Raw genomic sequence first — 23,481 nt, 5'->3', positions numbered from 1 at the left:
TCTCACGAGACGCGTTTGAGTGTTCCGTCCAGTGGAAGAACCCCGCTGACATCCTCGCAAATACTGTGTGCGAGAGGCCAATGAGACTCACATACCTTCACTGAGACCAAAGAGTCTCAAGACGCTGCTCGATCGCAGTAAGTACCGTCGAGTACACCTCGAGTGGGTGGAGCGACGGGAGTTCAAGATCAGTGATGTCGTTCGCAGTCGGTGGCTGGTGAAAGTGCAACCGGGCATTGTGCGTGTTTGGGTGCCTGTCCCAACGGCATTCCCACTGGCTGCTATCGTCGTGGTCTTCGACGTAGTGAAATGTGAAATCCCCAGTCGTGAACCACCGAATGTCGAGCCGGGCTGCTGAGACTGATTCTGGATATTGCTCCATATCGAAGACCGCCTTGAGGAGTCGCGGCTCGTAGGAATCTGGATCGAATGCTGTCTCGGCGACGAGTGAATCCGTTGTGAGATGTCGCTCGAGCAATCGTAGTGTCTGCCGATCCGGTGGCCCTGTGGAGTCAGGGTGTGAATCCGATGGTGGCCGACTCATTCAGGCAGAGATCAGGTGCCCATCGTTCTGGGAGAGCTGTCGAGCAAGCTCATACAGCCGAATCTCTCGAATAATGCCTTGCCACTCACTGATCGCAGTCATCCGTTCATGGACCATCTCGTGGTCGTCATGCTCGACAACCGAGACCGCTGTCGGGTCAGTGGTTCCGAACTGATCCTCATACTCTGTGAGCTGTTCTTCGAGTGCTGCCACACGGTCGATTATCTCGTCGATGGAGAGTTCATCTGCAATTTGGCTGGCCTCCTGCCACTCGAGATACCCATCGTTCCGTTCGTACTGCGCAGGGCGACTATCACGGTCTGCTCGAACGATACCCATCTCGGTCAGACGCTCGAGATGCTTTTTGGCAGCGTTTGGAGAGCAGTCGGCAAGCTCCGCAATCTCAGTGTACGCGGTGGGCGATGTCACTCCAAGGGCAACATCGTAGACACGACCAAACGTGTCCGTGCCCTCTTGCCACCGTCGCTGAGCAGCGTCGGATTCTGGGGCCGGATCGAACTCAGTCATATCCAACTGTACGTGGTCATGCTCAATATATGTTCGTGTTTCTCAGATATGTGCGATCAGATATCTGATCTGTAGAGGGTCCACACCGAGAGAACAGGCTGCTGACTGTAAACAGAACTGCCCAACGCGTGGGAGACCTCGGCATTGTCGAGCTTCGCCCGCTTGGTCAAGAGATCTTCACTCCCTTGCTGTTCACATCAGGGGGATGCTATTGGGCTGTACCACCAAACCGTTCGGGAACAACTGTTCGCTCGACGAGAAACGTGACTGCAAGGCCGATAACACTGCCAAGTACACCGACATTGATGAAGAATAGTAAGCCATCAACAACGAGTCCAAGTCCAATGACGAATGGTACGCAGAGTAAAACGAAACCAGTCACAACGTAACTGAGACGTTCACGCTGTGCTTTGGAAACACGATCGCGAATAATCCACGTGGCTGGGCCAAAAATGAGAGCTGTCACGATAGCAAATACTGCGACCCACCCCCATGGACTTGATTCGTACTCAATGACACGTGTTCCTGTGAAGAGAGCAATGATACCCAGTAAACTAATTCGTGCAAGTTGGCGTGACCGGTATGATATTAGTATAGACATGTCGTAGTATTGTCGTAGGCCGCTAGCTAACTTCAGTATATCTGAAAATTTGAAGACTATCACTGAATGTCGAGGAAAATACCGCTGTGCTAATCATACATACTGGATTTTCGTAGAACTAGACGACATCTTGGTGATAGGTTTCGTATCCTAACCGGTGTACTGGGATTTCCACTCACGCCGATCCTCAATTGCTTGCTCTCCCTCGTCTGTAATCGCGTAATAGTTTGTGCGCCTGTCGAGTTGTCCTTTCTCGACAAGGCCCTTATTCACGACCGTATCGAGATTCGGGTACAGCCGACCATGATTGATCTCTGAACTGTAGTACTGCTCGATCTCATCTTTGATATCCTGTCCAGATGGCTGGTCAGCGCCCGCGATCACGTACAGCAGGTCTCGTTGGAATCCAGTGAGGTCGTCCATAGCCCAGCCATTCAGGCGAGATGATATTTGTTATTCTACACGTACGTAGATGTAAGGTAATCAAACTAGTCGGTTCTTTATACCACTAGCTGACTCTCATTTCATTCACGCCATCCTGACACTGTGATCGTAATAGAACAACACTCGGGGAATCCGACTCTGTATGCACGATCAGCGGTTACGGCCGTCTCACTCCGAATTCGTGAGTAGTACACCGACGTACTGATCTTCCCACTCGCGACGGGCCTCGAGTTCGCGTCGGCCACGCGCTGTGATCGTGTAGGAGTTCGTCCGACGATCGACCTTCCCCTTCTCAACAAGCCCTTTGTCGACGACATCGTCGAGATTCGGATACAGTCGCCCGTGGTGGATCTCGTTCTCGTAGTACTCCTCGAGTTCGTCTTTGATTGCAAGGCCATGTGGCTCATCCTGACCGGCGATCACGTACAAGATGTCACGCTGGAATTTAGTGAGATCGTACATATTGGTACTCCTGCCTATTGGTTGATAAACCACTGGACAAGAGTTACACGAACACACCTAGTGTAATTTTTGCTGAAGGTGATGTCGGTAAGACATCGCGATTGGTATTCAGTTATTATTTAGTGTTACTATCCATACAGATACATAGCATGAGGGGGTTGAGCGAGAAGAGTAGGGCCCACCTTGAAGAAGCGTTACAGAGTGATAACCCATTGGAGAAAGATTTCCATATTCAGCAAGTGCTGCGGGATAGTGCGGTTGATAGCTCTCAATCAGAGATGGAAACAGAGTAATCATCGAAATCCTTTGGAATCGCCAACAGCGGCTCTAATTTTGGATCACCCCAGAGGAGACGTTAGTTCTGAAGTCCCAGAGCATTGATCTGCTCTTGATATCGGTTTCGAATAGTGACAGAAGTCACGCAAGCAACGTCAGCGACGGCTTTCTGTGTTCGTTTCTCATTGCACAACAAAGAACTCGCATAGATTGCTGCCGCAGCATAGCCAGTTGGCGATTTTCCTGATAACAGTCCCTTCTCCGCAGTTGTCTCGATAATTTCAGTCGCTTTCGCCTGCACTTCTTCGGAAACCTCGAGTTCAGAGCAGAAGCGAGGAACGTACTTTTTTGGATCAACGGGCTCCATTTCGAGGGAGAGTTCTTGCGCGATATACCGATACGTACGCGCGATTTCCATGCGTTCAACACGAGAGACTGCCGAAATTTCGTCTAGCGACCGGGGAATTCCCTCCATCCGGCAGGCCGCGTATAATGTACTTGTGGCAACGCCCTCAATGGAACGCCCGCGGATAAGATCTTCATCAAGTGCACGCCGATAGAGCACACTCGCGACCTCTCGAACAGATCGGGGAACACCCAGCGCGGACGCCATCCGATCGGTTTCGGAGAGAGCAAGTTGGAGATTCCGTTCGCCAGCGTCTTTTGTTCGAATCCTCTCTTGCCATTTCCGCATCCGGCTGAGCTGAAGGCGCTTCTCTGAGGACAGCGAGCGACCAGCGGCATCTTTGTTTCGCCATCCAATAGTGGTCGTCAAGCCCTTGTCGTGCATTGTTTGGGTTGTCGGTGCACCCACTCGAGATTTGCTGTCCCGTTCTGCCGCGTTGAACGCCCGCCATTCAGGCCCTCGATCGATAGCTTCCTCTTCGAGAACCAACCCGCACTCCGCACAGCTAATCTCACTCTCGTCCGCACTTCTCGTGAGCGCACTTGACTCACATTCAGGACAGGTCTGCTCGCCCTTTTGTTTGGTTGCTTCTTGCCCCGACTGAGCTTCGGTCTCTTGCTGTCGGTTTAACCGCTCCATCGATTAGTTAACTATCAGTACTCTCAAAAGTTAAACGCTGGGTGGAATTTCTGAACTCAACAATCAGTGGATCGCCACCGGCGGCAATTCACGATATCTCCGAAATGCGGATTCTCACAGTGAACAGTAACCAGTCGCGGATATTGAACGACTCCGTACACACAGATCTCTGGAAGAAAAACCGCTCACTCGTCTTCGAGTGCTGCGTAAATCTCCGCGTGTCGGCGTCCGTCAAGCTTCCCCATCTCGAGGGCGATTTCGTGGCGTTCCTCATCACTCTCAGCCGACTGATATCGCTCATAGAGTCGGCGGGCTTCTTCGTCGACCGTCGCCGAGGAATCGGTGCTGGACGCCATCTCTATATTGAATCTACTCGTTGTGTCCCTTTATCAGTTGCGACGAGCGCACGCTCGGAAGTAAATCACTGCGGTATCGGTGTCAACAGCGGCTTCGTCGGTCGCAAATCGGTGCAATAAGGCACGAATTTCATCGCCGTATTCGAATGTGTATCCATTCAGCATATAAAAGACGACTACCGTTCGGAGTGCAGTTCGCTTGTTCCCGTCGACAAACGGATGATCTGCAACAAGCAGCCTCATCAGGTGGACTGCCTTCTCATGGATCGTCTGTGGGACCTCCCCGAAAAATCCCTCCGAAACGTACTGCAACGCAGATGCAACTGCATCTTCTGATCGAACCCCTGATTCCGTGTTGTCGCCTTCCTCGACAATCTGCTCGTGAAGGTCAAGGACCAAGTCAACAGAGGGATACGCGACGTCGTCAGTCACAGTCTTGGTTTTCTCATGCTTCCGGATAACCATTTTCGATAAGGTATCAGTTATCCGCCCTCGTGTCGATCTACTTGAAATAAACGCCTGTAGAATATCGCTAGCCTTGGCGACTCATCGATTTGATACCGAAGCGTAGCAGCGGTCGCGGGATTTCATGAGACTCATCTCAGTCGCCTTGCTGCGCGTTCAGCTCGTCAAGGAACCAGCCGGCCGTCGTCCCAATACGAATGCCGTCGATGTTGCGCATCTTGAGGTCAGTCGTGGCGGTACGGAACGGATAGTGGTCGACGAGGACGCGATGGATGACCGTACGGACGGGTTCTGTCCCGTATCTGTCCACGGCGGTCGCCATCGCCGCGTCGAAATGCGCATCCTGGTGATCCTCTCGAGGGTTCTGTGCGCGCTCGAACACGAGCTCAACTACCTCGTCAACCGATGCGTGCTCGGGATTTCCGGTTCGTTCACGAACGTCGTACAGGGCGTCGCCATCGGGCATCGCTATTCACCCGTGGTGTCTCTGTTTGTATCCGTGGTCGTTGGATCAAGCTGACGCTGCCGGCGGACCTCGGCAAGAGTATCTTTGAGCGTTGCCAAACTGTCGATGGCCGAAAGTTCGTCGGTGATCTCGTTGAGGAGCACGGCTCGCTCGACAGCGGCCTCGTCTCCCTCGGTCGTCTCGATTGACTCGACGCGAATCTGTCGGTCTTCGTGCCAGCCACAGGTCCAACAATTTCGGGTAATCTCAATACACTCGTCTTCCTCGGCCGTAAGGAGCGCATCGGGAAGTGATGTCGAAAGTGGTTGCTCCGGGCCCACTTCGAGTGTAATCGGTGAGTCGCATGCAGGGCAATCCATAGTCGTCTCGAGGGGCGCTCGTATGTTGAAGATGTGGGAACGACGAGACAGACTCGCGCATGGTCTGCGCCGAAAAGGGATAGATAGGGGCGGGTATTCTTCAGGCAGTGACTGAGAGTGGATTGGCGGCAACGTCGGTATCAGGGTGCTTCGAGCAACGACCGGGCCCGTTGCACGTAGCTGTTTGCATCCCAGCTACGGGCATCGCTGATCTCGTCGAGAAGAGCACGAGCATTGGCAGCTGACAGCTGTTCGGTGCGAACGAGCACCGAAAGCAGCGTCGGCGTCGTCACGAGCCGCGTATCGACGAGCGAGGCGTGGACCAAGCCGAGTTGGTTGAACTCATCACAGAGTAACAGTGTGGCGTCAAGGTCATTTGCAAGGGTGACAGCAGCGTTTTCGCCGTCATCGAGCGGAAATTCGGCGTCAAGATCGACCAATCGTGCCTCGAGCGTCTCAGTTCGGTCGAGGACAGTCGTTGCAGCCCGACCGTGTACGTCATCATACGAGGCAATCTCTCGGAGTTCCTCGATGACCACTGTTGGGACGATGACCTCATAGCAGGACAGACAGAGATCGAGTGGATTGGGGTCGTCGTCAGCAACGACCCCGAGACTCACGAGGGCAGAGGCGTCAGCGACGAGCGTCGACATTTATGCGTCGGCGACCTCGTCGATGAAGTCCTCGTCCAGTTGCTGTTTCAACACTCGGAGGTTCGCCGCCTCTTCGGCACCGACGAGCGCTTTGAGTTGCTCGAAGGAGATCTCGTCGTCGTAGTAGGCAGCTGCGATTTCCTGCGTGAGCGCGTCGTCATGGGCCGCCTCTTGGAGGTACTCTCGCAGCGCAGTCACAAGGACATCCGTCCGGTCTTCCCCGAGGACGTCTGCAAGGGCGTCGGCCCGGTCGATAAGTCGGTGGGGCGCCCGGAACTGGACGCGCTTTTTGTCGCTACTCATTATGTGTACATTGTGAGCCAGTCCACTTAGCAGTTATCGTGTGTACAATGTAAGCCACGCTCGCCTCATGTCGACGATCACTCGGCAGCCATCAGCCGGACACGAGATGCTCCTTGAGATAGCGCGTCCAGTACGTTGCGACCCCATGGCTACCACCGCTCGCACAACTGCAACGGGCCTTCGAGATGGTCGAGTTCGACGCGGAACCGCATGAAAGCTGCAAGCGCGTCGACAATGTGCCCACAGCCGTCGTAGGCGTAGTAGTCAATCTTATTGGGATTCGGGTACGGCTGGATGGCACCGTCGTCACAGATCAGTGGAAGACTCTGTTGTCCTACTACCACGCATTCGTGTTACTGGCTTCGATGCCGGTTTCCCGGTGTCGCCGTTAACGATAGCACGGGTCGCTCAGGAGGAAATGTAGCTGATTACCTGTGTGGCCACGTTCTCGGTGCGTTCGTCGACGAGAGAAGTCATATGGAATTCCACCTCTGTCGCACTGTTGAGGGTCGCGAGCGACCACGGAAGGACGTGACTTCGTTCCCCAAGCGGTTCGCCTTCGTAGTCGTCGTCGCGGAGTGTGAGAGATTCTTCATGATAACCTTTCGTGGAGATCAGGACGGTGATCAGCTGTACGCCGTGGTTCGGGAACCGAGGTGTTCCCAGAACAAGCATCGGACGGCCTTTGTCCGAGAGTGGATCGGTCCCCCAAATAATGTCGCCGCGTTCTAGTTCATCGAACGCAGTCACCGCACTTCCTCCATCTCGTCAGTTTTCAACTCCTCGAGATCTTCCTCGCCATACTGCTCGTCTGCAGTCTGGTGGTGCTGGTGGAGTCGGTAGGCGGCTCGAAGCCGGTCCTCGTTGTCTGTGATCGCCCAGTACGGGCGCTTGTGCCGCACAAGACCTCGTTCCTTCAGTCGCGAGAGGATCGCACTAACGGCGTCCGTATCCAGTTCGAGTTGTTCAGCAATCGTCGCCGCCTTCCACGCCCGGTCGTCGTTCTCGTCAAGGAACAGCACGATACGCTCAGTGTCGTTTCGTTCCTCGAATTCATCGTCGTCGGCGTTCTCGAACTCGTCGATATCGATGGTGCCGCTCGACATAAATTACTGTTGGTGCTGTGGGTGCATAGCTGTTTTGTGTGTTTGTTACAGGAGGAGTACACTCACGTCTAAAGGTCGTCTGCCTCTGTCATTCACTCTGTCGGCGTCGCGATGAGGTGTTCCTCGAGGTCGCGCGTCCAGTAGGTAGCTAACCCATCCGGACTACACCGCGCACACAATTGTATCGTCCCTTCGAGGTGGCCGAGTTCGACGCGGAACCGCGTGAGGGCTGCAAGCGCGTCGACGACGAGCCCACAACCATCGCAGGTGCAGTGATCGCGCTCGTCAGGGTCCGGCTCCGCCTGAATAGCGCAGTCGACACAGATAGGGTGAGAGACTCGCTTGTCTTTTCCCCAGGTATGCGCCTCACCGACCTCAGTGCCAGGCAGGGCGTCGCAGAAGGCACAGCCAGCGAGCGTCTGCTGCATCACTCGCCCACCTCGTCGGCGTTGCGAGCAGCCGTCCAGCCTCGATGGAAGACGGCAAGCTGAGTGCTCGAGTCAAAGGCGGTCCCACTTGGCTCGTGAACGAACACCCGCTTGCCAGGTACCGGCGTCACCACACCGTTATCGATCAGTTCCATAACGAGCTGTCGGGCGGTTGTCTCGCCGAGATCTGCGGTCACGACGCGAGTTGCATCCTGATCACGGGCAACGAGTCTGGCCTCGAATCGGCTGTAATCGTCTGCAGTGTCGCCAATCGGATTTGGATCAGTCATTGGAAACCACATGAGGCACACTGTTGAACGCGCCTCATGCCTCACGGCGCCGATAAACTCGCTTCTAGGAGCTCAGTCAAGTCGAAGACATTGCGTGTGTGTATGGGGTCAGTGATCGATATTCAACAGCGGGCTTGAGTACTAACGGCTGGTGATTACTTTTCGCCGGGCCGTCGGTCCGTTCGCAGTTGCCACGTCGGCTTCACCCTGAACGTATCTGGTTCTTCAACAGGATGGGAATGACTCTGATTCGTCGCCAGTGACGCAGGCCGTGCGAGGCGATTGATCAGTTCATCACGCACGTCCTGCCGAGACATCATCTGCTTGTGCCAGCCGAGCCGTTCGTCATAATGGAGTTTCTTGAATCTCTCGCCAACCGTATCAGCAGCGATGTACTGTGTCAGTTTAACTCCCCAGACGTTCGACGATCGATATTCGGCACCAACGTCTGCATGTGTGAGTTCGACGAGAACACACTCGACGAATGAAATGAGTGATTCCCGACTTCGGTCGTTCGGAACGCGTAACTCGAGGCCAGACCAGGGTGGCTCGGAGGGCTGTCGGTAAGTTGGTGTCCGATCAATATCACGGTCTTGTGGGTGCTGTCGCTCAGTGGTCATTCGCTATCTCGGGACAGTTCGATCGCCCCGCACCCATCTCGGGGCGAAAAAATACTCCGGAGGGGTCGTTTTAGAATACGTAGCTCTGTCGAAATCCCATTCTTTAGTCATTTATTCCCGTGGAACCACTGCGCACTACAGGTGCGAACTTACCATAGTTCACCGACCGCAAATGCTATACGATACAGAAGACAATATAATGATATGTATGGAACTGTCCGGGACGCACTTGAGGACTGGTATAATCCAAGTGTTCCGTCTGCAGTGGTTCTGTTGATGGGTTCGAGTTTTAGCCTCTTCTTGTTCCTCAACAGCCCTAATTTCACGAACCCGTACTACGTTTTCGGAGTCGGAGTAATGGTCTTTACAATTGTCTTTGCGGTGGTTATGCTTATTTCTACGCTATTAAAGAACTGGTAACTACTACCTCTGTACTTACCGCAGAGGGTTCTGAACCTATCACTCTCTGAGGGTCTCAGCAGAGCCGAATACGTACAACGAGAGAAGTCTGATCGAGTTAGCAAGGCGCTGCGGACATTCCATCGAACCGTACCAGCACTAGTCAGTCAGCGTTCCATCAATCGCTCAACATGGCTAATTCGATCGTCTATCGGAGGATGTGTAGACACTATGCGTGTCCAGCAGTTGCGGATTCGGCGTATAGCTCTCTCGTATAGCCTTCCGGGGGATTGTTTATCAGCTGTCTCTGCCATCCGAGCATCTCTGAGTGCATGTAGCCCATTGGCAACTTGGTGTGGATCCTCGAGAAGGTTGGCTGCGTATCTGTCTGCTCGATACTCGAGTTGTCGTCGGGTCCACGCGAAGACGATTCGTCCAACGAGCGCTGCGCTACCGACAACCAGAAACAGCATCCAGTGGTGCTGCACAAAATACCGAACAGAGAGGAGGGACGGGGCTGTCAGCACTACCGCCCCAACCAGAGAGACGACTGCGTGGTTTTCGTCGACGTGACCCAGTTCATGAGCTGCAATCATTGCGATGTATTCGTCGTCAAGTGCTTCAAACGAGTGCTCGTTGATCAGAATGAGTTTGTAAGCCGGAAAGACACCGGCAGCAAGTCCGTTGATTGTCTGTCCGAACTCGCCAGTAGCCACTCGAAATGTAACGTCTTGGTCGGCACCTATCTCACATGCAGCGCGTTCTCGCTCGCTCAAGGGTCGTGTTGCAACATGATTTCGAATGAATGTACCCGACATCGCCACTATCCCTGCAAGAAGGAACACCGCAACAACAAGCTCGAGTAGTGATTCTCCAAAGATGAACAGTGCACTAGCGGCGAGTAATGCGAGAACGCTGAATCCGATGACTGTAATCCGCGTAATCGCACCCATACGAGAACTCTCTTCATCGAGAATCCGCTGCACTTCCGATAGCACATATTGTGCTGGGTAAACGACAGAGTGTACGAGAGCAGATACCGTGATACTCACGACTGCCAAGGGGGTGGCAACCATAGAGAGATCAACAGTCGGAATGGTCCATCTGACATAGAGAGTACAACCGAGAAATACAGCTACCGAAAGCAGTATCCACGTTATCAGCTCGGCTACAGATCTGCGTAGTAGATGTGTGACCATCAGATCTACTCCTTTCTTCTGCCAACGAACTGCTTTGTACGAGTCCAGAGTGAATCGTGATCGGGAGACGAATCCACGTCTGTCTCGCGTTCTGAACGCTGATCGTGCATCTCAAGTCGTTCCTCACAAGTTGTCAGTTGATCGCGAAGCGTTCGATTGGTTGCCTCGAGTTGCTCGATACGCTCAGTTTTCTGTTCGAGCGTGGCCTCGAGTTCGTCGACACGGTCAGTCAACAGTCGATTCTTCTCAACCAGATACGCACGATTCGGAGTCCGCTCCGATTTGTCACGGGTGGCAGCGGTCGATGTCTCGCTCGTTCTGGGAGCAGATTCGGTTGCCGTCTCTCGAGTGTCCGGATCGTAGAACTCAGAGGTACTCGCAACCGCTCGTTGGATAGTCTTTTCGCCGTACGTAGAGCCGTCAGCATAGTGGACTTCGTCCCACTTGTCTCGGAGCAGTCCCGATTGGCGGAAGATCCGGTCTATCTGCTGGTGGTCACCGCCAGTCCAGAACGCCAGCAAACAACACAGCGCCATGTCCGCCTCTGACTGACTCTCGTAACCAGCAGTCGAGCCACGCCACAGCCGCTCGAATTTCTCACCGTTCGATGCATTCTGCGCTCGCTCGAGCAGTTCCTCGTCCTCGAGGTCGACATCGGTATGGGCTGCACTGCCCGTCGTTTCCGTCTCGTCCCTACTGCGATGGCCCCCAGATTCGTGCTCTGGATCAGGATCAGTGTCTTGGACGTACTCACGATGGATCGCGACCAGCGCGTCCTGCCGGCGTGCAACGCGAGGTGGTGTGTCCTCGAGATGGTCGCCGGTCACGGTGAAAAACCGAGCGGTGTCGTACAGTTCAATGCTGCCACGGCGATTCCGTCCATCCGGGAGCTCTCCCTTGATGAGTACGTGGAACCCAGTACCCGACGGAGAGATCTCCGTATAGGAATCAAGTCGCTCGATGATGTCCAGTGCTGTGTCGTCGACATCGTCGCTTGCGGGATCTCGACAGTCATCCAGATCCACGCCGACGATGGGATCGTCGTCGGTAAAGACGAAGCCAATGCCATCGGCGTTCCCTGTGTCAGCGTACTCGAGAGCCGTCTCGAACGACGCCCATGTCTCCGGGTCCGTCGATGACGCGAACGCACCACTACTTGGTGTCACTGGTATCTTCGTCGGCTTCCCATCTCGAAGTTCTTCTTTCCAGCAGACCCACTGGTCACGGTCTCGTAACTCCTCGGGAAGTACCGAGGTAGCACTCTCAGATATCATCGATCGACCTCGTAAGAGGTGTCCATTCAGACATCGTACATCCACTATCAAGATGTTGATAAACAAGCCGAAACCTAGTGGGCTGTTCGCTACCCTGTCCAACGGGGGTAACCCGTTCTATACTAGTTGGTTTTGCCCCTCGATTTGCCCTGAACACCGCTCCCGTACTGCGATTTTGTCCTGAACATTCATCAGAACCTTGACCCGAACAGTTGTTTTGCCCTGAACAAACATAGGTATAAACCCTTGATTGGAGGTTATATGGTCTAAGATGCACGGATAGGAATAGTGGTGCTAGTGCAGAGGTATCCAGTTCTTCGTTCTCTTGAAATACAGTCATAGTTGTGATAAGAACCTCATTCAAGGTGTTCTGATCCGTCTCTGGTCAGATCAATACCAGAGTAGACAGTCACCAGATCGTCGCCGTCTCTGATACGATCATCCTCATACTCAACGACGTTCGCAAGCTTCCGACCGAACCAGCTCGCGTTTGTCCCATCGATGTCGTGCTGATCAGTCCATCTCGAGTACGCCTGAAACAATGTTGCCTTCGGTATCTGCGTACCATCTGTTTCTCTGATGTACATCGCTGCGAACGCCTCAATGCCATCACTATCTGGCTCGATCTGCACAGATTGCTCTCCTGATGAACGTGACTCAGCCGACTGGGGCGACTCCCCACTCTTGGAGTGCTCAACGGAGGTAGCATCCGGCCATAGCTCCTCGTCGTCTGGCGATTCAGACAATTCGTATATGTCGCCCTGCTGGAAGAGTACGGGACTACCGTCTGTAGGGTGTATCAGGATGAGATAGCTGTCACGCGAATAGTTCGCATCTGGCAGATCAATGTCAGGGAGGAACGGACGTTTGATCGGCATCCAGTCTGCCTCGAACTCGATTTTCGAGTCATAGGTCAGTGTCTCACCGGGTTGATGAACAGTGTACTGACCAGACTCATGGTCGTAACTGTAGTAGGCCGGCACGTCATCTTTTGTGAGCGGGCCATCATCCGGTGCACGAGTGAACTCTGTCTCACCGTCAGACAGCACACGTTCTCCGTTGTCATGTATCCAGACAGTCCGATTCGCATTGGATGTCTTGGGACGAACCGCAGTGACGCCACCGTGAGCCGTCGCACCACCACCGAAGGTCACAACCTCGTCGCAATTATAGAACTGTTCAGTGCCGTCCGTTCGCTCTCGGAATGGCGGCGAGAGGATATTCTCGACTCGTGACGCCCACTCCGTTTCAGGATCACCAGGACGGACAACGAAGATCGGAATGCGGTCTTCCTCGTGAGCGCGTTTGAGATTCTGCAGAACCTTCGCTGGGCGGTCTGGCGTCGTTGTCTCAGCCTCGATGTTAAACACAACATCGTGGTCTGGGTGCGTCGCAACGGCGTCAGGTTGCTCGCTCCCATCCTGCTCGAGGATCTCGACACTGAACCCGCGTTCAGTGAGTGACACCTCAGCATCCAAAAGCACTGCATCATGGCTAGTTCCTCCAGCCGAGCCAACAGTGCCTGTCTTGGGCTGGACAAACTCTTCACCCTTGTTTGTGAGGCGCACGACGATCTCGCCGTTCTGTAGGTCGACCTCGATCAACCGCGAGGCATCACGCACGTCCGGCAGGTCTTCATCTGCATAGTCAATCTCGAGCTCGGTCTTCTCGAGGCGAGCCACGAGTTCCTCGTCAACAGCTGTTACATCAACCCAGCCATTTGCCTCTCGCACACCCTCTCGAATTTGGACAGTGCGAAGGGCTTCTGCCATGGTCTCATCCAGTATTTTCGTCGGATTGGCTGCCTCATTGGCGTCGCTGTAGAGGAGACTCTGGAGGATCTCCGCGTCCGTTAGCGGCTCAGTTCCGTAGCGCTCGAGGCTCTGTTCGATGATATCATCGACAGTCTCGGTCGACCGAAGCGGTGGATACGGCGGGAACGAGTTGATGAGGACCGGCTCAGAGTAGCGTCCACCGTCGAGCGGGAGTTTCGTCCAGGCCTTGTACTGATCAGTCGAGATCAAATCCTCTGCCGTGTAGCCCTGGAACCGCTTCATCAGCAGTTGGGCATCGTCGACATCGTTGACCGAGAAGGCAAAGAGGTTATCACAGTTGTTCTGCATCGCTTTCAGCGTATCCTCATCAAACTGCGAGGGGTACTGAGAGGCAAGCGTCACGGAGAGACGCATCGACCGAGCACGGGCTAGCATCGACTCGATATCGAGATTGTCGCTAGCGATGTCGTCGAACTCGTCACACACGACAAAATAGGGATCTGGATCAGTATCGTGTTCATACGACCGGTGTTGAACGGCACTCCAGAGATTGCGCATCACGCCGAGCGTGACCATCTTCTTGATGTCCGTATTCTCGACGGGCGTTCGAACGATGACGATTCGGTCGTCTTCAATGATGTCTCGGAAGTCGATCGTACTCTCACGATGAGCGATGATCCGGCGGATCACTGAATTCTCGACCCACGACTTGATCCGTTTCAGCAGTGGCCGAACCGTCTCCTCTTCCATATTCGCGATCTCGAGGCAGAACTCTCTGATGTAAGGGTCCTCGACATCGAGGGCGAAGTCTTCGCGCCGCTCGGCGTTGAGCAACGTGAAGTACATATCGATGATCGAGAACGGCTTCTCAGATTTCATCATCGCCCGAGCCATAGACTCGGTGATCGCCTCCATGTTGATTCCCCAATAGTCGGAGGTGTCGAAGACCGCTTTCAAATTCTCGACCCGATTTTCGATCTCGTTCTCGAGTTCTTCGGTCGTCTCACACTCGGGCACCTCGAGGAAGTTCATCCCGATCGTCTTCTCATGGATGGTCGAACCAGGCTCGATCCAGACCACGTCCTCGAGTCGGTTTTCGGGGAGTTTCCGCAGGAGTTCACGAGAGTCGCGGCCTTTCGGATCGAAGTAGGTGAAGCCGTGGCCAGCGTACGCCCACTGGACCATCATATTCAGCAATTCCGTGGTTTTCCCATAGCCAGTGGTGCCCGTAATCCAGATATGGCGGAAAAGCGAGTCAAAGCGGAGCGGCACTTCACGGAAGCCGCGCTGTGGGTCCTTATCGTAGCCGACCCAGAGTGGTGCAGACGGTGTATCAACACCTGCCTCGAACATCTCGCGAACAAACGGCCCTGCGACAGTTCCCTCTTGGACCGTTTCAGTGATGGCTTGCTTTCCACCGACAGAGTTCGTCTTCTGTTCATCAATATCGTACGTCTCGCCGAGCCGTGACTGGGGAACAGGTGGTGAATCAGGCGGCGAGTCACCGTCATCAGTAGCTTGTGTTGCTGGCTCTGTCTCCGTGTCGTCCGTTGCTGCTTCTTTGCCGCGGCTGCGGCCAAAGAATCGATCAAACACCATTGTGTCCTCCAGAAGAACCGTTGTGTTCGGTAGAAGCGCTGCTATCGGCGGACTGTTCGTATTTCCCGAGATCGGCAGGGGCTCGGTCACCACGTCGAGTATATCGCCAGTCGATATTCGGCGTCTCAATCTCTGCATTAGGGATGTGTGCGACGCCGGCAAGTTCGTCGACGGTCATAATCATGTGCCGATCGATCCACTCGCGGTCACGCATTCGCTCGACAAACTGCCGAAGCCGTGTGGCACGTTTCCGCTCTCGGCGATGCCAGACAGGCTTGTCGTCAAGGCCCTGCTCAGTGATCGCATTGTAGTACTTCCTGAACATCCCCGCGACGCCACGAGCACGGGCCTCGGCTTCGGCCTGTTCGCTCGAGGCGGCGAGAACTCGAATGTTCACGTGGAACGCCTGTTGGCCACGCTGCTGTTCGATGGTTTTCGCGGCCTGTTTGTCTTTCTCGCTCGGCGGTCGCGTACGAGGATTCAGCCAGCCGACGGACGTCCCTTGCCGAAGTGCATGAGCGAGCTCGTCGACGCTATTGTGCTTGAACTGGTCACCGTCAGTCCACGACTGTTTCGCAGGTCGGAAGACGACCTGCGTAACGACTGTACTCTCGTCAAGCGACAGCATCTCGCTCGTAATTTCGCCGTAAGGATCTGTCTCGAATCCCTCGCTGTTGTGATGGCGAATCGGATAGTAGGGGATCTTCTCCATCTCAAGCCACGCACCAGCGACATATTGGTCGGCGTCAATGACGGGGAACGCATGGCCCTCCTCAACGGGGAAGACCTCGCTGTTGGCGTAGTTGTTTCCGACACGGCGGCGGAACTTGTCGGCAGCCGCCTCGGTGGCAGCGTGCATGTAGAACTTGATCTTCCCTTCGTCGAACCAGACCTCGAAGGAGTGATGATCACTCGTGTTCTTCCCACGGAAGTTCGTCGTCACATCGTGGACTGACTGGAGGACTCCAGCCCCGTCCGCGATACCGTTGTTCTCTTTGTAGGGACGAATTCGCAGTAGTGTCCCTGGTGTGTCCGCTTGCCGTTGGACAAACGAGTCGTGCTCTCCGAAGTCGAGTTGCGTCGCCTCATACTGTGGCGACGAACCCAGGATTGTCTTGATTGGGTTGGCTCTAGTCATGATCTTGCGGGTCAGACACCGTTTCAGTCGTATCTTGTTCAGTAGCTGATCCTCCACCATCAGGCCGAACAGACGATTTCTCACTGTCTGCCTCGAGGGAATGCTCGACGACTGCATCGAGAACCTCCTCTTTCGTGAGATCTGCCTCGAGAAGCCGACTGGCCGCATCTGTGCTGAGATCGAGACGCGTTGCAAGCGCGTTGCGCTGAGCTTCGTTCTCGACAAACTCTTCGAAGGCGAACAACTCCGCTGGCTCGTCACGAATCGCCTGCTCAATGAAGGCCTGGTCCTCGGGCTCGTAGTCGATAACCCGTTTCTCGAAGTCGTCAGCGACGATATGCAGCGGGTACGTTCCGTGTTCTTCGACGCGAACGAGTGCCTGACTATAGCCGAGATCTTCGTTCCCGGCGTCGGCACCCCTGACGTACCGACGCTGCTCTTCGGTCAAGCCGATCTTGTCGGCTGTCCGATCGTCTAGTTCGGGGAGTTTGTGGAGGACCTTGATCGGGCACATGCCGATGATCTTCTCCGCCTGCTCTGTTTCGTAGAACTCCTGGGCTGTCTGAGAGAGCAACACCATCCGAAGTCCCGCGTGGCGTTGGTGCCGGAACGCTGTCTCGAGGAAATCGAGGTTGGCCTGGTCCTCGAAGAGGTAGTGGGCTTCGTCAATGGCGAGTTCGACGTTTCGCTGAGTGTTTTTCGCCTGCTGGTAGATCGTCGACAGCAACAGTTGCATCAGGAACGTCTGGCGATCGATCCCCGATGCACTCCCTTCGATCTGACCGAGGTCGATATAGACGACCTTGTTGTCGCCCTCGAGGATATCGATCTCGGAGTGGTGCGAGAGATTCTCGTAGGAGCCTCCCTCGCGGAATGGCTGGAACGCAATCGCGAGTTCGTCCGCATACTGTGCAGCACGCTCGCGAGCAGACTCGGACTCCGCGATATTGTGCTCGTCCGGGTTCTCGGCGATATCACAGAGGATCCGATGGACGTCCTGCATCGTCGGTGAATTTGCCGACGTGTGCGTCGAGACGTCGTCCTCGACGATCCCTGCTTGCCGGTAGGCTTCGTCGATGACATACGAGAGGACGCCCGTCTCGGTTCCGAGTTCGATATCACGAGCGTCGAGGAAGTTCTCGAGGACAGCGTAGACCTCGTCTTTCTTCGCCGATAACGGCGAGATCCCGTCACCGGAATCAAGGACATGCTGGGGCGTCTCTCGGATTTCGAGTGGGTTGAGCTTCGTATCGCCACCGACGGTGATCGTCTTTGCGTTCAGCGCGTCTGCGATCCCGCGGAAGCCACCAACTGGATCGACGAGAACGAGCATCGTGTCGGTGCGGCGTTTCATCATCCGAAGGTGTCGCATGATGTCGCCGAACGTCTTCCCAGCCCCCGGCATCCCGACGACGAGTTCACTGTGACCCGTCTCGAGCGCCCACGGGTTGATCCGAATCGGAGAGCCGTTGTGGCCGTGATAGCCGTACTCGATACCCTCGTCCATCATTAGGTAGTTCGACGAGAACGGGAACATCGCGCCGACGGCTTGGTTCGTCAGCGTCGACATACGGTCACGGCCAAGTTCGTTCGCGCCAAGCGGCGACACTGTTGCGAGTCCACGTTCCTGCCAGCGACTCGCGACCTTGAGCGTACAGTTCGCTGGCGCATCCTTGATTATCGACCGCAGGCGCGTCGTGTGATTATCGAGTTCCTGTTGACTATCAGCGGCGAGGCGAATGAACACACCACCGCGATAGAACGACGCTTTGTTCGCACGGACAAGCGATCGCATGTACTTCGCCTGATCGATGTCTTCCTGGAGATCCTCGGATTTGAGACTGTTCGAATCGTGCTGGTTGATCTTCAAATCCGAGATCCAGTCAGCCATCATATCCTGGGCCGACTGGCTGTCAAACGGATCGAGGTGGATGCTGATGTCGGTCTGCAACTCCGTATCGAGTAACAGTCGCTCGAGGAGGCCATCTGGCGGTTCCTCGGGGAACTGTTCAATCCAGAACGTGCGAACGTACGTCTCGTCGTTGATTACGGCGTATGTTGTCTCCCAGTCGACTGTCGACGGCGCAATTACTGACTGGTGCATCGTCGACGTGTCTGGCAGCGGGTCACCCGTTCCGGCTGACGAGTCGTCAACAGCATCCACCTCGCCAGTAGCATCTTCACCACGATCGCTCGAAGCCGTATCTGACGGACTGTCGTGCTCGGCCATCGCATCGAGGACATCATCGGGATCAGGCGTTGCTGGGACACCGTCGCTTATCCCGTGGGAGACGACTGGGAACGTCCCGAGTGCGTTCGTGATATCGGCGTACTCTTCGGGACGGCACGTCCAGTACTCCTTCGTGATCCGAGCGAGGTCGTAGGCATCAACAGGGCTGACCGAACACCGATAGAGCGACGACCCACCACGGCGGAGTTGTGTGAGTCGTGACTCGAGGTGTTCTTCTTTGAATTGCTCTCGCTCGGCGTCGGTCAGATCGTCGGTTTGGAACCGACCGAAGAGCCGTCCAAGAGCAGGAAGATCAGCAAGATAAGCGAGGACACTGTCGTCGGTTGTGTCGAAGTGCTCGATATCATCATCGTTCACCGCAGTGATGAGGTAGTACTCGCGAATCGTGGTCGTCTCCGAGTCGATTTCGCCGTTGTCAGTCGTATTCGCTCCAACGTACTCCTCAAGAAGCCGTTTCAACACGGGACGTGAGCGGACGTCGGCGTCAGCGAGTCGATCCTGGTGGGCACGGACGATCTTGTCGTCATCGACCTCACGACTGGTGACGTAGATCTTCACTGGAAAGTCGACAGTCGAGTTGGCGAACTCCGAGAGCGACTGGACAGCCTTCGCCCACGCATCATCATCCTCGAGGGCCATGTTCGCGGGCTCGACCTTCATCGCCCCAACGAGTGCGCCATCCGTTCGTTCGATCGCGTGTGGGTACACTCGCTGGAGGCGAGTCAGATACCGGACCTCGCTGTTGTCCTCGCCACCGTGCGTGTACTCCTTGTTCTTGATCGCCCAGCTAAGACGGACAGCGAGCCACTCAGTCAGCCACAGATATCGGGGCTTGACTTTGTGGAGCAAGAACAGCAACGTCACGAGCATAAGCCCGAATCCCAGCACCGGGATCGTCAGTGCTGCTGGGACGAACGTCGCTGCAACGACCGTGACGAACGCCACTGCGAGAAACAACATGAGCTCGCCCATCGTGTAGCCCCGGAAGAAGGCCGTTGTGCCACCCAGCGACTGGTGAATCTTTCGCGCAGTATAGTCGTGATCAGAGGTGTTCGTACTCATCGAATTCACCACCGTGAGACCTTCTCTTTCGTGTTTTTGAGCCCACGCTTGGCTCGAGTCGATGCTTTCTGTGTGGCGTTGCGAGCGTCATCAGCGGCCTTATCGCGCATCCGCCCAGTCCTCGACTTCCGCAAGTTGTTGTAGCGGCCGGCGTGCTCCTTCGTTGAGCGTGCCGAAGAGCCAAGCTTGTACGCTTTCGAATCGCCGGTCCCGAGTGTCGTCTGGCCGCTTTTCGTGACGGATCCAATCCGGTTATCTGCGTATCCACGGTGGACGTTTCGAGCACCACGGACCGCTTTTCCAGAGGTACGCTTTGCCTTTGCAGCGCCAGCTTTGGCCGCTGCAGGATTCGTCGCAGTGGCACCTTTCTGGGCGATTGTCCGCATTGCAGGGCTACTCCAGTAGACCGTCATGACCATCGCGATAATCGCTGCAGGAATCAGTGCAAGTCCGACAAACACGGAGTAAATCCCTTCAAACGTAGTGTTCAGGTCAATTGCCCAGCCGATTCGAAATAAGACCGCCGCTGGAAGCCCCGCAAGCACCAGCCCTGGATAGATCCCAGCGACACGACGTGCCATGTTGGATGCTGGAGTGAATGGCCAAATCTCGAGCGCCCAGAGAACACCCAACAATGGCATAACTGGTGTCAGGACAAGGATCCCAATTTCTCGGAAAGCAACAATAAATCCAGCTACGACGAGTGCCACATTGGACAATACGACCATCGCAAGAATGGCGAAGATTCCTCCCAGTGCTCCTTTGATCAGCCCCTCGAAATTTGCAGTCATGTCGTCAATTGGAGCAATTGTCATTCCGACTGCGTCGATAAATTGCAACGGAATAGAGGCTAGAGGGAACCAGACGAATGTCGCCATAAATACAAGCCCTAGCCGCCGCAGGAGTCGTTTCCGCCGATACTCGCTAATCGAGCCTGCCCGAAGCCCAATAAATGCGAAGGCAACGATTAGAATCATAATAGTCAGGGGCATCACATACTTCAGATAGACATCTTGGTATATACTAGCCCAAGGCTCATTATCTGGCGTTCCGATAACCATATATCCCGAATCAGATGTCGGTGCTGGAACACCAACGATCGGAGATAGGATACCCTCGTAAATGGTGTTCATGAGTCCAAGGAGCATCTCAGTCATATCCTCGACGACATCTTCGATTGCTCCCTTGACCTCTTCTCTTAGCCATGCCATCAGAGATCACCATCCTCTGACAAGGAGCCGTCTGAACTGTTATCGATAATAGTGAGATCGCACGACTGCTCTGTACCACCATATCTAATCTGTTGTGAATATGAAGGATTCTCGCCAACTTGGACAATAGCCGTCACAGTTAGAGATTCAGTCCCAAGTTCTCCACAATCAACGGAGCTATGTGGACTCTCGGTTCGATAAATTCTCCCACCGGAATATACAGTGGTAGTCTCACCGGGCGGCAGGAGCGTTTCGTGGTAGTATGATTTGGTCTCAGTCGAAAGGAGATGATTGATTGGCGCTCCTGTCCATTGGATCTCAGTGAGCAGCGACGGGATATTCCCCTTATTCTCAATTAAGACGGCTGCATTTTTGTCCCAGACAGGCGAATTCTTGTCCCACTCCATGTCGAGATTCTCTGCTGCCCACAGGACATCCGTAATCGTACACTCCGCCTCGAGCGTGATTGTTGTCGTATCAACCTGCTCGTCTCCATCGAGAGCAATCAGTTCATACTCTCCAGTGGGCACACTGTCCTCGTAGCGACCGAGAATTTCGAACGATGTCGTGGTCTCACCGGTCGCAAGGCGCTGTTGGTCGAACAACTCGCCGTTGGGGTCAATGAGATTGATGAACTCAACTGACGCATCATCGGCAACCTCGATCTCGAGGGTTGTGTCATCCATCTCGACAGAAGTGAAGACGTCACTACCTTCTGCACTAATCCCGTTGCCATCCGTACTGTTACTGCTGTTTGATGGGTCTGTGGACGTGTCCGACGTACAGCCGGCAAGGGCGGCGGTACTCACACCAAGGCTAGCAAGGACTGTTCGGCGAGCGATACCACTGTCGTCTCGATTGGTATTTTCTGTCATGGATGGTCTCGTAGTCCAAGGACCGCACCGCCAGTCAGGTAGTCAAAACCGTAGACAGCCAGAGCAACCGGGAAGAACCAGAGCAGCGTTACGAGGAACAGCTGGACAAGCTTCTGGAACTTAGGGTAGTTCGGGGGAACCGTCGCCCGATCCTCCGCTGCGGAGTACAACTGATCGGCACGCCACCAGTCTGCGGGAACGTACTGGCCATCGATGAGCGACGACGGCCGCTTCTCGAGCTCAAGAACGGCCATTCCGCTTGCATTCAGCGCAGCTGATTGGCTTCCGATTTCGACTCGCCCAGTCGTGACCGGATCACCGGTCGTTGTCTCCGTGACGGTTGCTTGAACGAGCGTTCCCGACGAGTTTGCCTCGAGAACCGTTAACTCGAGAGTGGTGTCACGAACGGTTCCGTTGTCGGTGACCGAAATCGTCTCTGACTGGCCACGAACGATCCCGTGAACGGTCACCTCGTCGAAGGTGGCTGCTGGAAGCGTATCCGATCGGACGGCGATCGACGTCGCATTCGTATAGTTGTCAACCACCGGAATGGCGATCTCGATCGAGAGGGACGGGCCAGCGTGTTTGCTCCCCCACGCTTCTTCGATCACTAACGGCTGCTCAGCATCCTCCGTTGCCTCGCTCGGCACATCTGGCCGTTTCTGCGTGGGGATAGCGTGGAGTTGTGCCGGACGAACGGACGAGTTCGTCCGAGTTGTCTCTGTTTCCGTCCGAGACACCATCGTCCGCCAGCCGTCGACTCCCGCCGAATAAAACCGCCAGTTTCCACGCAAGCGCGCATCACTGCCAACATCGATTGCAGCCCACCGAGTTCCAGGGTGGATGACGACACCAGTGTGTGTTGGATCGTTTTCGAACGTAACGCGCTTCCCGCCTCTGTCGTCAATCTGCGAGACAACTGCATGGCGTGAATCAGTTACTGTTACCTGTTCAGTTGGATAGTCGACTTCTGTCTCCCACGAACTCTCACAGGAGCCGATCGTGCTATTGTAATCAGTGCACGTCCGGGTTTCATGCCGAAGGCGAGCGGTGACTGTCGCCTCGACAGTCAGATTCTGCGCTCCCGACAATCTCCTGTACTCGAGAGTGGACCGATGGCCATGATCGGCATCGAGTGTCCAGCTCTCTGTCTGTAAGACAACCGTGTCAACGGCAGTGTCAGCAATCGACCAGTGATGGCGAACCGAGCCGCTCGTGTCATCGTCTGGGACACGGACCCGATAGTCGGCTATCACAAGGACCTCGCCGTCTGGCGTGATGTACCGCGTCGAGGTGTTCCCCGAGTGCAGCACCGTCGACGGCTGGACTGCAACGATGCTCGTGTGTGCATCCCGAATGTAGAGCTCATCCTCGAGGTGTGCCCGTTCGGGATGGACAGAGGTTTTCTCGCCACCAGGGTCAAAGTCCTGAAGATCACCGCTGTTCCACCTCTCGACATCGTCGATCGGTTTCTCGAACGGGACGTCTGTCGACCCTGCAAGCCGGGTCGAAAACTCCGGCGCAGAGGAAATTGTGTCTTCGAATTCATCGCTCGAGCGGTTTTGCTGATCGAGATCATCCGACCACAACAGCGGGAACCGTGTCTCGTTCACGCCGTAATCGGGCCCATCAGCAGGAATCGCTGGACTCGAATTCGGCTCAGCAACAGTGACACCGACAGCCAAGAACACAGCGCCTCCGCTTGCGACGAGAAGCATGAGGGTGACGTCGATCACACGTAGCGTGGTCATT

At 55.0% G+C, this 23,481-nt stretch carries 24 protein-coding genes and 1 pseudogene; all 25 read right to left on the bottom strand.

The features are described 5' to 3' along the window. Positions 1-97 precede the first annotated feature (97 nt). The 25 genes and pseudogenes from E2L06_RS23055 to E2L06_RS18465 all read right to left on the bottom strand — a co-directional run bounded on the left by E2L06_RS23055 (position 98) and on the right by E2L06_RS18465 (position 23,480). Positions 98-544 carry a hypothetical protein gene (locus tag E2L06_RS23055; protein WP_138783084.1) on the bottom strand — a complete coding sequence of 149 codons (447 nt, stop codon included), beginning with the start codon at positions 542-544 and terminating at the stop codon, positions 98-100. Beyond that, positions 545-1,072, bottom strand: a complete 528-nt coding sequence (locus tag E2L06_RS18580; RefSeq protein ID WP_138783083.1) for a winged helix-turn-helix domain-containing protein — start codon at positions 1,070-1,072, stop codon at positions 545-547. It abuts the gene before it with no gap. Positions 1,073-1,823: 751 nt separating this feature from the next. Continuing rightward, positions 1,824-2,096, bottom strand: a complete 273-nt coding sequence (locus E2L06_RS18575; RefSeq protein ID WP_138783082.1) for a PadR family transcriptional regulator — start codon at positions 2,094-2,096, stop codon at positions 1,824-1,826. Positions 2,097-2,285: 189 nt separating this feature from the next. Continuing rightward, positions 2,286-2,579, bottom strand: a complete 294-nt coding sequence (locus E2L06_RS18570; protein WP_138783081.1) for a PadR family transcriptional regulator — start codon at positions 2,577-2,579, stop codon at positions 2,286-2,288. Positions 2,580-2,934: 355 nt separating this feature from the next. After that, on the bottom strand, positions 2,935-3,900 hold the full coding sequence (locus E2L06_RS18565) for a transcription initiation factor IIB family protein (protein WP_138783080.1): 966 nt from the start codon (positions 3,898-3,900) through the stop codon (positions 2,935-2,937). 185 nt (positions 3,901-4,085) lie between these two features. Next, complete coding sequence (locus E2L06_RS22090) at positions 4,086-4,256, bottom strand: hypothetical protein (RefSeq protein WP_008015348.1); 171 nt, start codon at positions 4,254-4,256, stop codon at positions 4,086-4,088. A 33-nt stretch (positions 4,257-4,289) separates the two neighbouring features. Continuing rightward, positions 4,290-4,688: a type II toxin-antitoxin system death-on-curing family toxin gene (locus E2L06_RS18560; protein ID WP_138783079.1), complete on the bottom strand. Its 399-nt coding sequence runs from the start codon at positions 4,686-4,688 to the stop codon at positions 4,290-4,292. A 169-nt stretch (positions 4,689-4,857) separates the two neighbouring features. Then, a complete protein-coding gene (locus E2L06_RS18555; RefSeq protein WP_138783078.1) occupies positions 4,858-5,187 on the bottom strand; it encodes a hypothetical protein in 330 nt (109 codons plus the stop codon). A gap of 2 nt (positions 5,188-5,189) precedes the next feature. Beyond that, positions 5,190-5,546 (bottom strand): hypothetical protein, encoded by a 357-nt coding sequence (locus tag E2L06_RS18550; RefSeq protein WP_138783077.1) that lies wholly within the window; start codon positions 5,544-5,546, stop codon positions 5,190-5,192. 140 nt (positions 5,547-5,686) lie between these two features. Next, the gene (locus tag E2L06_RS18545) at positions 5,687-6,199 is read right to left on the bottom strand and encodes a hypothetical protein (protein WP_138783076.1); all 513 of its coding nucleotides are present in this window, start codon (positions 6,197-6,199) and stop codon (positions 5,687-5,689) included. Further along, on the bottom strand, positions 6,200-6,502 hold the full coding sequence (locus tag E2L06_RS18540; RefSeq protein ID WP_138783075.1) for a hypothetical protein: 303 nt from the start codon (positions 6,500-6,502) through the stop codon (positions 6,200-6,202). Positions 6,503-6,593: 91 nt separating this feature from the next. Next, positions 6,594-6,816: pseudogene (locus tag E2L06_RS18535) on the bottom strand (hypothetical protein); the annotation flags it as partial. A gap of 94 nt (positions 6,817-6,910) precedes the next feature. Then, a complete protein-coding gene (locus E2L06_RS18530; protein ID WP_138783073.1) occupies positions 6,911-7,252 on the bottom strand; it encodes a PemK-like protein in 342 nt (113 codons plus the stop codon). Continuing rightward, positions 7,249-7,608 carry a helix-turn-helix domain-containing protein gene (locus E2L06_RS18525; protein ID WP_138783072.1) on the bottom strand — a complete coding sequence of 120 codons (360 nt, stop codon included), beginning with the start codon at positions 7,606-7,608 and terminating at the stop codon, positions 7,249-7,251. Before E2L06_RS18525 ends, E2L06_RS18530 begins: the two co-directional genes overlap by 4 nt. Positions 7,609-7,700: 92 nt before the next feature. Continuing rightward, positions 7,701-8,036 carry a hypothetical protein gene (locus E2L06_RS18520; RefSeq protein WP_138783071.1) on the bottom strand — a complete coding sequence of 112 codons (336 nt, stop codon included), beginning with the start codon at positions 8,034-8,036 and terminating at the stop codon, positions 7,701-7,703. Next, a complete protein-coding gene (locus E2L06_RS18515; protein ID WP_138783070.1) occupies positions 8,036-8,326 on the bottom strand; it encodes a hypothetical protein in 291 nt (96 codons plus the stop codon). The genes E2L06_RS18520 and E2L06_RS18515 overlap by 1 nt, the downstream gene beginning before the upstream one ends. A gap of 155 nt (positions 8,327-8,481) precedes the next feature. Further along, positions 8,482-8,946, bottom strand: a complete 465-nt coding sequence (locus E2L06_RS18510; protein WP_138783069.1) for a hypothetical protein — start codon at positions 8,944-8,946, stop codon at positions 8,482-8,484. Between the two features lie 566 nt (positions 8,947-9,512). Continuing rightward, positions 9,513-10,298 carry a M48 family metallopeptidase gene (locus E2L06_RS18500; protein WP_171052433.1) on the bottom strand — a complete coding sequence of 262 codons (786 nt, stop codon included), beginning with the start codon at positions 10,296-10,298 and terminating at the stop codon, positions 9,513-9,515. 251 nt (positions 10,299-10,549) lie between these two features. Further along, positions 10,550-11,818 (bottom strand): hypothetical protein, encoded by a 1,269-nt coding sequence (locus E2L06_RS18495; protein WP_138783066.1) that lies wholly within the window; start codon positions 11,816-11,818, stop codon positions 10,550-10,552. A gap of 356 nt (positions 11,819-12,174) precedes the next feature. After that, positions 12,175-15,192, bottom strand: a complete 3,018-nt coding sequence (locus E2L06_RS18490) for a type IV secretory system conjugative DNA transfer family protein (RefSeq protein WP_171052432.1) — start codon at positions 15,190-15,192, stop codon at positions 12,175-12,177. Then, positions 15,182-16,330: a hypothetical protein gene (locus tag E2L06_RS18485; RefSeq protein ID WP_138783065.1), complete on the bottom strand. Its 1,149-nt coding sequence runs from the start codon at positions 16,328-16,330 to the stop codon at positions 15,182-15,184. Before E2L06_RS18485 ends, E2L06_RS18490 begins: the two co-directional genes overlap by 11 nt. Further along, positions 16,323-19,643, bottom strand: coding sequence for a VirB4 family type IV secretion system protein (locus tag E2L06_RS18480; RefSeq protein WP_138783064.1), 3,321 nt, complete (start codon positions 19,641-19,643; stop codon positions 16,323-16,325). Before E2L06_RS18480 ends, E2L06_RS18485 begins: the two co-directional genes overlap by 8 nt. Positions 19,644-19,648: 5 nt before the next feature. Then, positions 19,649-20,854 (bottom strand): hypothetical protein, encoded by a 1,206-nt coding sequence (locus E2L06_RS18475; RefSeq protein WP_138783063.1) that lies wholly within the window; start codon positions 20,852-20,854, stop codon positions 19,649-19,651. Next, a complete protein-coding gene (locus tag E2L06_RS18470; RefSeq protein ID WP_249361524.1) occupies positions 20,854-21,729 on the bottom strand; it encodes a hypothetical protein in 876 nt (291 codons plus the stop codon). Before E2L06_RS18470 ends, E2L06_RS18475 begins: the two co-directional genes overlap by 1 nt. Continuing rightward, positions 21,726-23,480 (bottom strand): hypothetical protein, encoded by a 1,755-nt coding sequence (locus E2L06_RS18465; protein ID WP_138783062.1) that lies wholly within the window; start codon positions 23,478-23,480, stop codon positions 21,726-21,728. Before E2L06_RS18465 ends, E2L06_RS18470 begins: the two co-directional genes overlap by 4 nt. Position 23,481: the final 1 nt, after the last annotated feature.

Source organism: Haloterrigena sp. H1 (assembly GCF_005938085.1).
In the GTDB taxonomy this organism is placed as follows: domain Archaea; phylum Halobacteriota; class Halobacteria; order Halobacteriales; family Natrialbaceae; genus Natrinema.
Note: the sequence above shows the minus strand (reverse complement) of the source record. Positions and strands in the feature narration are given on the sequence as shown.

What these genes read in the sequence shown, in the direction of transcription:
- E2L06_RS18470 (WP_249361524.1), bottom strand. Translation starts at nt 21,729, where the DNA reads ATGACAGAAAATACCAATCGAGACGACAGTGGTATCGCTCGCCGAACA.
- E2L06_RS18580 (WP_138783083.1), bottom strand. Translation starts at nt 1,072, where the DNA reads ATGACTGAGTTCGATCCGGCCCCAGAATCCGACGCTGCTCAGCGACGG.
- E2L06_RS18465 (WP_138783062.1), bottom strand. Translation starts at nt 23,480, where the DNA reads ATGACCACGCTACGTGTGATCGACGTCACCCTCATGCTTCTCGTCGCA.
- E2L06_RS18480 (WP_138783064.1), bottom strand. Translation starts at nt 19,643, where the DNA reads ATGAGTACGAACACCTCTGATCACGACTATACTGCGCGAAAGATTCAC.
- E2L06_RS18520 (WP_138783071.1), bottom strand. Translation starts at nt 8,036, where the DNA reads ATGCAGCAGACGCTCGCTGGCTGTGCCTTCTGCGACGCCCTGCCTGGC.
- E2L06_RS18555 (WP_138783078.1), bottom strand. Translation starts at nt 5,187, where the DNA reads ATGCCCGATGGCGACGCCCTGTACGACGTTCGTGAACGAACCGGAAAT.
- E2L06_RS18515 (WP_138783070.1), bottom strand. Translation starts at nt 8,326, where the DNA reads ATGACTGATCCAAATCCGATTGGCGACACTGCAGACGATTACAGCCGA.
- E2L06_RS18570 (WP_138783081.1), bottom strand. Translation starts at nt 2,579, where the DNA reads ATGTACGATCTCACTAAATTCCAGCGTGACATCTTGTACGTGATCGCC.
- E2L06_RS18550 (WP_138783077.1), bottom strand. Translation starts at nt 5,546, where the DNA reads ATGGATTGCCCTGCATGCGACTCACCGATTACACTCGAAGTGGGCCCG.
- E2L06_RS18500 (WP_171052433.1), bottom strand. Translation starts at nt 10,298, where the DNA reads ATGGGTGCGATTACGCGGATTACAGTCATCGGATTCAGCGTTCTCGCA.
- E2L06_RS18490 (WP_171052432.1), bottom strand. Translation starts at nt 15,192, where the DNA reads ATGGTGTTTGATCGATTCTTTGGCCGCAGCCGCGGCAAAGAAGCAGCA.
- E2L06_RS23055 (WP_138783084.1), bottom strand. Translation starts at nt 544, where the DNA reads ATGAGTCGGCCACCATCGGATTCACACCCTGACTCCACAGGGCCACCG.
- E2L06_RS18485 (WP_138783065.1), bottom strand. Translation starts at nt 16,330, where the DNA reads ATGACTAGAGCCAACCCAATCAAGACAATCCTGGGTTCGTCGCCACAG.
- E2L06_RS18545 (WP_138783076.1), bottom strand. Translation starts at nt 6,199, where the DNA reads ATGTCGACGCTCGTCGCTGACGCCTCTGCCCTCGTGAGTCTCGGGGTC.
- E2L06_RS18565 (WP_138783080.1), bottom strand. Translation starts at nt 3,900, where the DNA reads ATGGAGCGGTTAAACCGACAGCAAGAGACCGAAGCTCAGTCGGGGCAA.
- E2L06_RS18540 (WP_138783075.1), bottom strand. Translation starts at nt 6,502, where the DNA reads ATGAGTAGCGACAAAAAGCGCGTCCAGTTCCGGGCGCCCCACCGACTT.
- E2L06_RS18495 (WP_138783066.1), bottom strand. Translation starts at nt 11,818, where the DNA reads ATGATATCTGAGAGTGCTACCTCGGTACTTCCCGAGGAGTTACGAGAC.
- E2L06_RS22090 (WP_008015348.1), bottom strand. Translation starts at nt 4,256, where the DNA reads ATGGCGTCCAGCACCGATTCCTCGGCGACGGTCGACGAAGAAGCCCGC.
- E2L06_RS18525 (WP_138783072.1), bottom strand. Translation starts at nt 7,608, where the DNA reads ATGTCGAGCGGCACCATCGATATCGACGAGTTCGAGAACGCCGACGAC.
- E2L06_RS18475 (WP_138783063.1), bottom strand. Translation starts at nt 20,854, where the DNA reads ATGGCATGGCTAAGAGAAGAGGTCAAGGGAGCAATCGAAGATGTCGTC.
- E2L06_RS18510 (WP_138783069.1), bottom strand. Translation starts at nt 8,946, where the DNA reads ATGACCACTGAGCGACAGCACCCACAAGACCGTGATATTGATCGGACA.
- E2L06_RS18575 (WP_138783082.1), bottom strand. Translation starts at nt 2,096, where the DNA reads ATGGACGACCTCACTGGATTCCAACGAGACCTGCTGTACGTGATCGCG.